We start from the raw sequence: 11,551 nt of genomic DNA on the forward strand, positions 1-11,551 counted from the left end.
TTATGACGCGAGTGTCTGGGCGTGGGAGCTGGACGAGTTGTTTCCCACCCAATCCTAATCCGTATTTAGCAACGGAACCGAAAGTATCTCGAAATCGAGTCTTCCACAATCCTGCACTTATGCTGAGTAAACTTAAATATCTATGTATTCAGCTCCTAAACGATTTTATTACAAAAACAATAGCGATTAAGCTAAACATCTATGCTGCTTATTGTAAGTTATCCAAAAATAAAAGCACGGCGTGTGAGTACCCCGTGCTTGAAAATTAAGAAGTTGGTGCTGTTTCGTAATTGTTTGGTAAATCGTTCTTGGATTTAAAGAACAAGGCTCTATCCTTATATAAAAAGACGATAGACAAGATAAATGACAACAGATCAGAAATCGGGAAGGCTAACCATACCCCCGTGACTCCAAAGAAATAGGGGAGGATCAAGACGAGAGGAATCAGGAACAGCACTTGGCGAGCCATGGACAAGATGAGTGCAGGCTTCGCCATTCCCAATGCTTGATAAAGACCTCCGCTCACGACTTGAGCTCCAATAAGAATCGCAAGGGCAAACATGATTCTCATCGCATGAGCCCCGGTTTCAATCGTTGTCTCGTCGCCAGTAAAGATGTGCATGAGTCCTTCTGGGAATGCCATCATCAATACAAAAATCCCCGCTGAAATGATGGTGACCACTTTCATCCCAAGCAAAATCGTCTCTTTTAATCGGTCATATTGCTTTGCACCATAGTTGTATCCGATAATTGGCTGCATGCCCTGAAGCACACCAATCATAGGCATAATGGTAAACATAGAAAGTTTCTGGACGATTCCGAATACACCGACTTCAAATTCGCCGCCGAACTTGATGAGCATCAAATTAATGGCAATCATCATACCACTTCCGGATACCTGGCGGATGAAGGCAGGCATGCCAATTGAGATAACTTCTTTCAAAACCTTAAATTTTGGTCTCAAATAAACCGCATAAAGCTGGAGCGATGATTTTCCTTTAAGAAAGTAATACAGAACAACAATACTGACAGAAGCCTGGGAAATAACGGTTGCGACCGAAGCCCCTTGAACGCCCATATCAAGGCCGAAAATAAAGATCGGATCCAGGATGATGTTAAGGACAGCTGGAATGATCATCGTAATCATTGCAAACCTGGAATTACCTTCAGACCTTATAATGCTGTTAGTCGTAAAAGCGAATGAGAAGAAAACAGATCCCAACATGATCGGGAACAGATAGTCTTTCGCGTAAGGTAAAATATTTTCGGTTGCACCAAATAACTTAAGCATTGGTTCAAGAAAGGCGAACGCACCAATAACGCCGGCGGCACTAATGATGATGATTGTGAACAGGATGTTCCCGAAAACTTGGTTGGCTTCTTCAGATTTGTTTTCGCCTAAACGGCGCGATATGACCGAAGCCCCCCCGATACCGACAGCTGCTGAGATGGCCATCATGATCATCATGACTGGAAAGCCGATACTGACTCCTGAAACTCCTAAGATACCCACACCTCGTGCAATAAATAAAGTATCGATGACATTATATAAGGCCATGACAAACATACCGATCATCGCTGGAATAGATAAATTAGCGAGCAGTTTAGGAATGGGTTGAGTTCCTAGCCGTTGACTTTGTTGTTTCATGTTGTTCAATCCCTCCCGGATGGTTTCAAGTTATTTTGCATTTTTTTGAGCCAGGAAACCATGATTTTTTGTTCTTCCTCACTAAGGCCATGAGAAGCTTTAGTCTCAATTTCACGGATGACTCTTACAATATTATCGTGAAGCTCAAGACCTTGGTCTGTAAGAGCGATCCATTTCGAGCGTTTATCGGTGGAACAGGATTTCTTCTGAATGCGCTCGTGTTTGAGCAGAGAATCAATGATTCCATTCATCGAAGACGCTTTGATATGAAATTTCTTCTGTAAGTCAGACTGAGTCTGGTCACCATAATTGGCTAAAAGGTAGATGACCTTTGCTTGAGAGTGGGTGAGGTCAAACTCGCTGAGTTTCTCATTATATAAGTTCTGTATAAAGTGTGAGACCATATGGATGTTATAGCCTAATGATTCACTGTATTGTCCTTCACTCATAATTACTTAGCCTCCTAAACAAATATAAGTATAGAACAGCTTTTATATTCTGTAAATGGATATGTTTTCTACATATAAATAATTAGCTAGCTAATTAAATGGGAGGGAAAGCAGAAGAAGATGTAGTAAACTAAGGGAAATGAATCGCAATAATAGATTGCGTTTGTGAGCGAAGAAGTTAGTGCCATTTACGTACATACTATTTTTATGGAAGTGGTTTCAATCGATTCCGATTAGTCAATCATAGTTGTAGGGAAGGATGATTCGAAATGCCTCGTTATGAAAAGGGACTTTTTATATATAATGGCAATGCTGATCAAGACCAGTTGAAGCAGGAGCTTTCGCAGACTATACATGTACTCACGCCGTATTTCAAAGAATTGAATGTCATCCAGACCCAATCAGTCGAGGAATTGGAGGCCTTATGTAAGGAGCAGGGAGAGTTCGTTGATGTACTTTTCATTTTAGGTGGAGATGGAACCATTCATGAATGCATTAACAGCTTGGCAGAGCTTGAGAAAAAACCGGTGTTGGGTATTCTACCGGGTGGGACTTGCAATGATTTCAGTCGGGTATTAGGGATACCGCAAAACCTTACTCAGGCGGCTGAAGCGATTATGAAAGGACAAGAAGTGTCCGTAGATGCCGGAAAGACTGAATCCGAATACTTTATCAACTTTTGGGGCATCGGGCTTGTTACCCAGACCTCTTTTAATATTGATGAAGATCAAAAAAGCCGACTCGGAGTTTTAAGCTATTTCATCAGTGCATTGAAAACGATGACGGAAGCACGTCCATTCGAATTTAAAATCGAAGTTGATGGAGAGCTTCTGCAAGGCGAGGCAGTCATGATCCTAATCATGAATGGAAGATTCATCGGCACAAGGCAAGTACCTGTGCCAACAATTGACCTTCATGATGGACAATTGGATGTACTCATCATCAAAAATTCAAACTTGACCTTATTTAAAGAACTAATGACTATGAAGCGCCCCTGGGCGGATGAAAGTCGATTCCAAGAGCTTCATCATCGTCAGGGGAAAAAGATTCAGATAGAAGTCGACTCTTCTCAAGAGATTGATATGGATGGAGAAATCAAAGGGGAAACACCCGCTTCGATTGAGGTGCTGGAAGACCACTTCACGTTTTTAAGTGGAGGACGAACGGGGTTCCAACTTTTTACAAATGATGAATGATGATGACTGTCAGCCATTATTTGAAACAGACTGCCACTCCTAAAGGGTAATACACTTCTTCTCTTGGTGGTTCAATCAATACTCCTTTTTGATAATAGAATTCCTTTTTAGAAAAGGTTGAAAACAGATTGCGGAATTCTTCCGGTGTAATCTGGTGGACGTGAAAGGGAGATCCACAGGGTATCCCTTTTCCTTCGCCAAAAGGCGTGGAGACAATGAGAGTTCCACCAGGTTTTAACAAGTTATAGAAGTTATCTAAAAGCTTTTTTTCCTCTTCGATGTGTTCATAAGTTTCAAAACTAACAATGACATCGAACAAGCCCAATTTCTTGTTCAACTCGGTATCCACAGCATTATGTATTTCAAAAGTGGATTTGGGATGGTAGTAGGTGCCTCGTGCATATTGAATAACGGCTTCATCGATGTCCACACCAATCACTTCGTCAATCTCTGCTTTACATTGTTTAGCTATCATATGGGTACCATAGCCTGAGCCGCAAGATAAATCTAAAACCCTTCCCTTCATATAAGGGAGGGAGAACTGATAACGGGCGATATGCTCAAGCAAAAGATTGTTCATTGAATCCATTTGTTCAGGTATGACGCGTTCACCTGTATCTTTAATCACATTGTGTCACCGCTTTCTTTTATTATTATCATTATGACACAGATCTTACGAGGCTTCCAAAAGCCGTGATAAAAATGTGAAATGGGATGGTTTGACAGCTTGTTTTTGTTAAACTTATACTATCTTTATTGTTAAAAAGGATGAGAGGGCGAAAGATATGAGCGAACAAGAATTGTACCGTAAGAAAAAAGAAGACCCTTCATTGAAACTGTTCGTCGTGTTATCAAAAGCACAACGAGCAATTTCGGATTTAGTTAAGGATGACATCCAGCGATACGGATTGAATCCAACAGAGTTTGGAGTGCTGGAATTGTTGTACCATCAGGGTGATCAACCACTCCAAAAAATCGGGGAAAAAATCCTGCTCGCCAGTGGCAGTATTACCTATGTGGTGGATAAGCTGGAGAAGAAAGAGTACCTTGTAAGAATTCCATGCCCGGAAGACCGACGAATAACGTATGCTGCCATTACGGAAAAAGGTCGAGAATTACTGCACGGCATTTTTCCAGATCATTGGAAGCAAATCGAAGCCATTACGGACGGTCTGAGCGAAGAGGAGAAAGTACAGGCGATCGAGTTATTGAAAAAACTAGGAAAGCACGCGGACCAACAAGAGGGTAGCTAATTGTCAGAATATACGGTATACTAGGGTTAATTCTAAAGACGAAAGGAGGGTATGACGATGTTACAGAAGCACGTTGTAGGATTTCAATTCAATTACATCCGCCGTGCGCAAACTCATGATTCAGCTGTCAACGGGACACGTATGTCCATTTTTACAGTTGAATAATGAAAGAAATGTAACGTCTCATACCTGATAAAATAAGCAAATGATGCTAGATAAGTCAGAGGTAACGGGACCTCTGGCTTTTTTTGTCTTTAGGAGGAACAAATTATGATGATCACAATGAAAGATGTTTATAAAATTGTAGCGGGCCGTGTGCTTTTTGAATCTTTGCAGTTTGAGCTGCGGAAAGGCCAGCGGGTAGGCCTTGTCGGCAGGAATGGCAGCGGGAAATCGACCTTATTCCGGCTGATCACAAAAGAAGAACCACTGGATGGTGGTGACCTGTTTATTCAGAAGGGACTAAACATTGGTTACCTGAGGCAAATCCCAGATGAATGGAAGGGTACAGGAAAAGCTTATGTGGAGACCGCTTTTGAAGCGCTCTTTGAAATGATACGCAAAATGAAGAAGCTTGAAGAAGAAATGATGGTCCCTGAAAAGATGGAAAAAGCGTTAGCCGATTATGGTGAATTGCAAGAGCAATTCACTCAGGCAGGGGGCTACGAAATCGAAGCATCAATCGACCAGGTGGCCAATGGACTGAATATCCGTGAACTTCTTCATCAGCCTTTTTCCCACTTGAGTGGTGGAGAGAAAACGAAGCTGGGCTTAGCTAAGCTGTTATTGGAAAAACCGAATGTTCTTTTACTTGATGAACCTACGAATCACCTGGATCTTCAGGCGATTGAATGGCTTGAGGAATATTTGAAGCAGTATGATGGAGCGATATGTATTATTTCTCATGACCGTTATTTCCTTGATCATACGGTAACAGATATCATGGATCTCGAATCCGGAGAAATAGATGAGTATAAGGGAAATTACTCATCTTTTGAGAGACAAAAAGAAGAGAAATTGCTTGCTGAGTTTCATCAATATCAGGAGCAGCAAAAAAAGATTAAGAAAATGAGGGAAGCGATTCTAAGACTGCGACAATGGGCGAATGAGGCAAACCCTCCGAATCCAAAGCTGTTCAAGAAAGCAAAGAGTATGGAAAAGGCGCTTGAGCGGATGGAGAAATTGGAACGGCCGGTGCTTGACCCTAAAAAGATGAATCTTTCGCTGAATGCAGAAGGGCGGACAGGAAAAGACATCATCGTTGCGGAAAGTGTATGTAAGACCTATGGAGACCGTCCGATTCTGAAGGGCGTTGACTTACATGTACGCTACCAGGAAAGGCTGGCGATCGTAGGGGCAAATGGAAGCGGAAAATCGACCCTCTTGCGTCTGCTTCTTGACGAGGAGAAGCCTGATGCCGGTGAAGTGAAGCGCGGTCCTTCCGTAGAGATCGGTTACTTACCGCAAAATCCACTTCACAATGTTGACCGTAATCAACGAATGATCGATTACTTTAGATCCAAGATAACAGTTACTGAAGGGAACGCTCGTCATATACTGGCTGGATTTATGTTTTACGGCTATGACGTATTTCAAAAAATACGGCACTTGAGTGGCGGAGAACAAATGAGGTTAAAATTGGCTGTATTCATGCATCAGGGCATCAATGTCCTCATATTGGATGAACCGACGAACCACCTTGATATTGAATCCCAAGAAATACTGGAAGAAGCGCTGAACCAATTTGAAGGTACGGTTATCGGGGTTTCTCACGATCGCTATTTCTTAAACCAGTGTTTTTCACATACCGCATATATGCTGGATGGAGAGCTCCATCGTTATATCGGCACGTACGATGAAACGAGGGACCGATGGTTGAATATGATTGAAGACCAAAACCCCAAACCGTCTAAGCCTTCTGAAAAGAAAGAAAAGCAGGCAAAATATCAAATAAAAGACGCTAAACAGGAAATTTCCATTGAGGAGAAAATCGAGCACTTGGAAAACGAATTGGACGCAATCAATCAGAAGATGCAGCAAGAGCAAAATCCTGGTCAATTAATGGAATGGCAAGCGGAAAAAGATGAACTCACAACGAAGATTGAAAAGTTGTATGAACAATGGATAGGATAAGGAAAGAGGCAGCGAGTTTACCCGCTGCCTTTTCTTAATGGAAGGATATATGCTTGTGTTTATCCTGTTTATGATGTTCATAATAGTCGATGATTGCAGGAAGATAGGAAGCTAAATTAGGGCATGTGATTCCGGACGTCTTCAAGTCCTTCTGGGCTTCTGAACTATCATATTCACTTTCACAGAAAAAATAGTCTACGGCCTCAGGCTGCATGCCTACCCATTCCCTTAAGGAACGGATCTGTAAGGCTTGACTGGCGATAGCTGCAGGGAGAGTGAGCTTTGGCTGTTTGTTTAAAAAGTTCTCAGTGAACATCTTATAGATTTCTCTAGCAGTATATGGAGCTGGGTCTGTTAGGTGATATGTCTTTCCTTCTGCCTTGGGAATATGGGACAGATAGGAAGTCGCTTTAAGCACATAATCCTGCGGCACCAGATTTACTTTTGCCTTCCCATCTCCAAAATAAGGGATCAGAGGAGAGGATCTGAAACGATCCAGCATATTCAAAATAAAATAGGGACCGTCAAATTTGAGTGTTTCCCCTGAAGAAGATTGGCCTATGGTGATGCCTGGTCTGATGACCGTTAGAGGGAGGTGCTCTTTTTCTTCCTCCACTAATCTCTCCGCTTCGTATTTTGTATATTCGTAATGGTTTTTAAACCCTTTGTCATGAGTGAGTTCATGCTCAAGAATCGTTCCTTCCCTTTTTCCGGAAACATATGCGGTGCTGAAATAGATGTATCGAACCAGGTTAGGGCACTGTTTTAGCCAGCGATGGACTTCACGTGTTCCCTGGACATTCACAAGCCATGAATCAGGGAGAGGGGCGGCCAGGTCGTACAGGGCGGCGAGATGGAAAAAATGTGTGACTTCTTTTTGCATGTGTGTGTTTACCGTTTCAGCAAGAGCTAAATGATCGGATGTAATATCTCCTTCGACTAAGGTTAATTTATCTAAATCGATGTAAATCTCTTCTGCTAGTTCGTCTAGTCTTTCGTGGGCTTGCGGTCTCATCGAAGGTAAGTGAATGAGATAAATACGCTCAACAGGATAGCCTTCAAAGAATATTTCTTTAACAAGATTTGATGCTAAAAAACCAGGGAATCCAGTGAATACATAGGTGTTAGCCACACAAATCAACTCCTGAATAATAGGTTACTTATTCAATTCTTGAAGCGAAGTGTAAAATCCTTCCTGCAGCCGGTTAGACTGTTTATGATTCCGTTTTAAGGGAAAAACCGGAGAAGGAAAAGCAAGGAGGTAGAACTAATGAAAGTTTTAGTCATTGGGGCAAATGGAAAAGTAGGTAAACATATTGTTCAAAAATTAATGGATTCCTCCCACACACCGGTTGCAATGGTCCGCGATCCCGATCAAGTACCACATTTCGAAGAACTTGGCGCTCAAACCGTGCTAGGTGATTTGGAAAAAGGATTTGAGGAAGCCTATTATGGCGTAGAGGCTGTGATTTTTGCTGCTGGCTCTGGTCCGCAAACAGGTGCGGATAAAACGCTTTTGATCGACCAGGAAGGGGCGATCAAAGCTGTTGATCACGCCAAGCACTTTGGTGTTCAGCGCTTTGTCATGCTCAGTACCGTTGGAGCGGACACACCGGAGAAAGGTCCTGATGGTTTTAGGCATTATTTATATGCCAAGCACCGCGCAGATGAATATTTAAAACAATCCGGAATCAACTATACGATTGTAAGACCTGGAAGTTTAACAAACGAGCCAGGTACAGGAAAGGTGAAACTTGAAGAACACCTCAGTGAACATGGAGAAATTCCAAGAGAAGATGTAGCGGAAACGCTTGCGCATCTGCTTTCCGAACCTGGGGCAGAAAATAAAAGCTTTGATTTGATCAGTGGTACCAAACCATTAGACGATGTACTGGCTTTCTGAATGTAAAGGGGCAAGGACGCCCCTTTACATATCACTAGGTCATTTTATCATGAACATGGTTTAAAAAATTCAGTATCCGGGTAATGAAAAATATAAAAAGAGAGTAGTCAGTTGGTAAGGGAGGGTCACCCATGAGTAACGCTAAAGTTGTGGTGTACACCAGTCAAAATTGTGCCCAGTGTGATCAAGTGCTAGCTAAGCTTTCTGAATGGGACATTGACTATGAAGAACGCAATGTTTCCGAAAACCGTGCACACTTTAAAGAACTTCAAAGCAAAAGAATATACGGTACACCCGCAACGTTTATCGATGATGAAAAGATTTTAGGTTTTCAAGAACGTAAATTAAAACGTACTCTAGGGATTTCCTATGAAGAACGTTTTTTGGATAAAGACGCTATGAACTTTTCTTAAGACTCAAGTGATTCCTATATCACTTGCTTTTTTTTTACACTCTTTCCGCTGTCTTTACATAGGCTGAAGTAAACACGTAAAAGGTGGAAGACCCATGTACCCTTATAATCAACAGCAACAACAATGGCCTCAGTGGTACCGAGTGCCATCTAGTTATCCTTATTATCAACCTGCTCCCCAAAGTTACGCCAGTGAGTGGAATTTCAACCCCTCTCAACAGGGGATGTACACTTATCAAAATCCATACATGTATAGTTACGACTACGCCGGTTATACTGAAAATGGAAATGCGAACCCTTCCATGAATGTAGGAGCTATTCCGAAAACGTTCATGAATTATTTTCAGGATGAGGAAGGGCAGCTGGATCTTGATAAAATGATGTCTACAACAGGGCAGGTCATGAAAACAGTCAAGCAAGTGAGTCCTATTGTCAAAGGGATCGGATCATTTGTAAAAGGCATTAAATAACACGCGCTACTGCTTGTCGTAGCGCGTATTTTTCTATAGTTATGGCATAGCTAAATTAACAGTCGGAGGAAAGAACATGAGCGTTGGTTGTTTATGTATCCATGGGTATACGGGAAGCCCGGAAGAGGTTCAGCCCTTAGTCGATTTTCTTAAAGAGCGAACGGATTGGGAGTTGGCGAATCCGACCTTGCCTGGACATGGGGAAGACCTTGATTTGGAAGGGCATTATTATCAAGAATGGATTGCTACAGCAGAGCTTGCTCTGCTAGGATTGCTGGAAAGAAATGAGACTGTGGTAATTGTCGGCTTTTCCATGGGAGGAATGATTGCTGCTTATTTAGCCGCCAAATATGAAATTGAGCGCCTTGTGCTTTTATCCGCGGCAGGAAAGTACATCAGTCTGTCGCAGATGGCTAAAGACGTTGGTGAGATGGTGATGGACGCTTGGAAAGGCGCCTTAGCCTCTAATGAATTGTTTAAACGCTACAAAAAGAAAATGAAGGATACGTATCTATTTTCCACTTTTCAGTTCATGAAGTGCGTCCAATTTACGAGACCTTATCTGGGGCAGGTCCGGTGTCCGGTGTTAATTATGCAAGGAGAGCTAGATGGGATGGTACCGCGAAAAGCCGCTATATTTTTAAATGAAGAAATTCCATCAGCAGAAAAAGAAGTGGTCTTCTTGAAGCAGTCGAAGCATTTGATCTGCCACGGAGATGATAAGGACGAGCTTTGCCAAAAGGTTTTAGAATTTTTGGGATAGAAAAATCAGGGGGGCAAGACCGATGAGTAAAAACGATACAAAAGCACCGGTCCAACCCTGTTTTTATTATGGTTGAATCTTGCTCAAACAGTCATGGTCATCGGATCGGCGCTTGGACCATTGCCATTTGGGATCTCCACGATTGGCTTGGCGGCTATGAGGAAGTTATTCTGCTTACTTTACTCTTTCCGGTTACAGCTGGGATCCTTGCTTTACTTTCACCACAACCTAAATATGAAGAGTATCATCGAGGTTAATGAAGGTACTAAAAAACGTCAGAGGCTTGTACCACCCTCTGACGTTTTTTATCAATCTTTGAAAAAGGCAATTACAAGGCCGCCTTCACCGGCATACGTAGATATGAGCGGACCTGTTTCCATGAATAATTCTTCTTTAAAGTTGTATTTTTCCTTGATGTTGTCTAATACTTTCATCCCTCTTGCCTCATCATTACAGTGAGAAAGAGCTATGACGCGGTCTTCAAGGTTGTGTGCATATTCTCCAATTTGTTCGACGAACCGACGCAAAGACTTTTTGTTGCCTCTTACTTTTTCCGTAACTTCAACCGAACCTTCGTCTTCACTTGCTTTCATCAATAGCTTAATATTCAGCGTTTTTGCGAGGGCTCCCTTTACTTTATCCAGACGTCCTCCTTTAATCACGTTTTCCAACGTTTTCAAGATGAATAAAGTCGTCGTTTTCTCGATTCTTTCTTCTATATGCGCGACTACCTCGTTGAATCCCATGCCTGCTTCGATTTTGTCCATTGCCTCTTGAAAGAGCAAGGCAATTCCACAGGAAGCTGTTTTCGTATTCAAAACCGCAATCCGTCGGTCGGGCTCCTCTTCCAGCAACATGTTTTTTCCGATGACGGCACTATCATACGTGCTGCTTAGTCCGCGGGTCATAGCAAGGACAAGAATATCATCAGACGGGTCGACTTCTTTGTACTTTTCATAAAAGTCGTTCGGGCTTGGAGAAGAAGAGCGTGGCAGCTCGTCCGATTGTTTCAATTTCTTATAAAAGGTAGGGAGGTCAATCGTTTCTCCTGTTTTGTATTGTTCATCGCCGAAGTGGAGGTTTAAAGGTACGATTTTGACTTGATAGCGCTCTTTTACGCTAGCGGGCAAATCTCCGCCGCCGTCGATAATGATTTGTGTTGTCATCTGTTCACCTGCTCTCAAGTAGTGGTCGTTCTTCTATTATAGCAAATAAGATTGAGTTTACTGTTTGTTTGAAACATGTGTGATTTTCGGCTTCACTTTTTTCGTCGTACTGAAAATAAACATCATTAATCCAAAAAGGACTATAGATCCTCCAAGCC

The 11,551-nt window shown here is 42.2% G+C and carries 14 protein-coding genes; 9 read left to right on the forward strand and 5 right to left on the reverse strand.

From position 1 onward, the window contains the following. Positions 1–269, forward strand: a 269-nt coding sequence (locus LD39_RS23530) for a hypothetical protein (RefSeq protein ID WP_035545340.1), incomplete at its 5' end; no start/stop codon positions are given. Here the strand turns inward: LD39_RS23530 and LD39_RS08865 are convergent. Both LD39_RS08865 and LD39_RS08870 read right to left on the reverse strand, forming a co-directional pair. Next, a complete protein-coding gene (locus LD39_RS08865; protein WP_035545341.1) occupies positions 266–1,648 on the reverse strand; it encodes an MATE family efflux transporter in 1,383 nt (460 codons plus the stop codon). The two genes, LD39_RS23530 and LD39_RS08865, sit on opposite strands and share 4 nt — an antisense overlap. A 5-nt stretch (positions 1,649–1,653) precedes the next feature. Beyond that, on the reverse strand, positions 1,654–2,097 hold the full coding sequence (locus LD39_RS08870; RefSeq protein WP_035545344.1) for a MarR family winged helix-turn-helix transcriptional regulator: 444 nt from the start codon (positions 2,095–2,097) through the stop codon (positions 1,654–1,656). 269 nt (positions 2,098–2,366) lie between these two features. Here LD39_RS08870 and LD39_RS08875 point away from each other — a divergent pair, with 269 nt between their 5' ends. Beyond that, a complete protein-coding gene (locus LD39_RS08875; protein WP_052158791.1) occupies positions 2,367–3,293 on the forward strand; it encodes a YegS/Rv2252/BmrU family lipid kinase in 927 nt (308 codons plus the stop codon). A 16-nt stretch (positions 3,294–3,309) separates the two neighbouring features. Here the strand turns inward: LD39_RS08875 and LD39_RS08880 are convergent, their stop codons facing one another. After that, positions 3,310–3,921, reverse strand: a complete 612-nt coding sequence (locus LD39_RS08880; protein WP_035545347.1) for a bifunctional 2-polyprenyl-6-hydroxyphenol methylase/3-demethylubiquinol 3-O-methyltransferase UbiG — start codon at positions 3,919–3,921, stop codon at positions 3,310–3,312. A 157-nt stretch (positions 3,922–4,078) separates the two neighbouring features. On the opposite strand from LD39_RS08880, the gene LD39_RS08885 reads away from it, so the two are divergent. The 3 genes from LD39_RS08885 to abc-f all read left to right on the forward strand — a co-directional run bounded on the left by LD39_RS08885 (position 4,079) and on the right by abc-f (position 6,679). Beyond that, on the forward strand, positions 4,079–4,546 hold the full coding sequence (locus LD39_RS08885) for a MarR family winged helix-turn-helix transcriptional regulator (RefSeq protein ID WP_035545348.1): 468 nt from the start codon (positions 4,079–4,081) through the stop codon (positions 4,544–4,546). Between the two features lie 57 nt (positions 4,547–4,603). Then, positions 4,604–4,711: an RAxF-45 family protein gene (locus tag LD39_RS23840; protein ID WP_304413573.1), complete on the forward strand. Its 108-nt coding sequence runs from the start codon at positions 4,604–4,606 to the stop codon at positions 4,709–4,711. Between the two features lie 105 nt (positions 4,712–4,816). Next, positions 4,817–6,679: a ribosomal protection-like ABC-F family protein gene (abc-f, locus tag LD39_RS08890; RefSeq protein ID WP_052158792.1), complete on the forward strand. Its 1,863-nt coding sequence runs from the start codon at positions 4,817–4,819 to the stop codon at positions 6,677–6,679. Positions 6,680–6,713: 34 nt separating this feature from the next. On the opposite strand, the gene LD39_RS08895 is transcribed toward abc-f, so the two are convergent. Then, complete coding sequence (locus LD39_RS08895) at positions 6,714–7,811, reverse strand: SDR family oxidoreductase (protein WP_035545356.1); 1,098 nt, start codon at positions 7,809–7,811, stop codon at positions 6,714–6,716. A gap of 138 nt (positions 7,812–7,949) precedes the next feature. On the opposite strand from LD39_RS08895, the gene LD39_RS08900 reads away from it, so the two are divergent. From LD39_RS08900 to LD39_RS08915, 4 genes are all read left to right on the forward strand, one after another. Further along, a complete protein-coding gene (locus LD39_RS08900) occupies positions 7,950–8,582 on the forward strand; it encodes an SDR family oxidoreductase (protein WP_035545362.1) in 633 nt (210 codons plus the stop codon). A 131-nt stretch (positions 8,583–8,713) separates the two neighbouring features. Next, the gene (locus LD39_RS08905) at positions 8,714–8,995 is read left to right on the forward strand and encodes a glutaredoxin family protein (RefSeq protein WP_035545364.1); all 282 of its coding nucleotides are present in this window, start codon (positions 8,714–8,716) and stop codon (positions 8,993–8,995) included. A 94-nt stretch (positions 8,996–9,089) separates the two neighbouring features. Next, positions 9,090–9,464, forward strand: coding sequence for a YppG family protein (locus tag LD39_RS08910; RefSeq protein ID WP_035545365.1), 375 nt, complete (start codon positions 9,090–9,092; stop codon positions 9,462–9,464). Positions 9,465–9,540: 76 nt separating this feature from the next. Then, positions 9,541–10,227, forward strand: coding sequence for a carboxylesterase (locus LD39_RS08915; protein ID WP_035545366.1), 687 nt, complete (start codon positions 9,541–9,543; stop codon positions 10,225–10,227). A gap of 308 nt (positions 10,228–10,535) precedes the next feature. Here LD39_RS08915 and LD39_RS08920 read toward each other — a convergent pair whose 3' ends face one another. Next, a complete protein-coding gene (locus LD39_RS08920) occupies positions 10,536–11,393 on the reverse strand; it encodes a DegV family protein (protein ID WP_035545367.1) in 858 nt (285 codons plus the stop codon). Positions 11,394–11,551 lie beyond the last annotated feature (158 nt).

Origin of the sequence: Halobacillus sp. BBL2006, from assembly GCF_000786645.1 — a bacterium.
Taxonomy (GTDB): domain Bacteria; phylum Bacillota; class Bacilli; order Bacillales; family Halobacillaceae; genus Halobacillus.

Bases quoted from the DNA above. Each gene is read 5' to 3' on its own strand.
- LD39_RS08915 (WP_035545366.1), top strand. From the start codon at position 9,541: ATGAGCGTTGGTTGTTTATGTATCCATGGGTATACGGGAAGCCCGGAA.
- LD39_RS08905 (WP_035545364.1), top strand. From the start codon at position 8,714: ATGAGTAACGCTAAAGTTGTGGTGTACACCAGTCAAAATTGTGCCCAG.
- LD39_RS23840 (WP_304413573.1), top strand. From the start codon at position 4,604: ATGTTACAGAAGCACGTTGTAGGATTTCAATTCAATTACATCCGCCGT.
- LD39_RS08865 (WP_035545341.1), bottom strand. From the start codon at position 1,648: ATGAAACAACAAAGTCAACGGCTAGGAACTCAACCCATTCCTAAACTG.
- abc-f (WP_052158792.1), top strand. From the start codon at position 4,817: ATGATGATCACAATGAAAGATGTTTATAAAATTGTAGCGGGCCGTGTG.
- LD39_RS08870 (WP_035545344.1), bottom strand. From the start codon at position 2,097: ATGAGTGAAGGACAATACAGTGAATCATTAGGCTATAACATCCATATG.
- LD39_RS08875 (WP_052158791.1), top strand. From the start codon at position 2,367: ATGCCTCGTTATGAAAAGGGACTTTTTATATATAATGGCAATGCTGAT.
- LD39_RS08910 (WP_035545365.1), top strand. From the start codon at position 9,090: ATGTACCCTTATAATCAACAGCAACAACAATGGCCTCAGTGGTACCGA.
- LD39_RS08885 (WP_035545348.1), top strand. From the start codon at position 4,079: ATGAGCGAACAAGAATTGTACCGTAAGAAAAAAGAAGACCCTTCATTG.
- LD39_RS08920 (WP_035545367.1), bottom strand. From the start codon at position 11,393: ATGACAACACAAATCATTATCGACGGCGGCGGAGATTTGCCCGCTAGC.
- LD39_RS08900 (WP_035545362.1), top strand. From the start codon at position 7,950: ATGAAAGTTTTAGTCATTGGGGCAAATGGAAAAGTAGGTAAACATATT.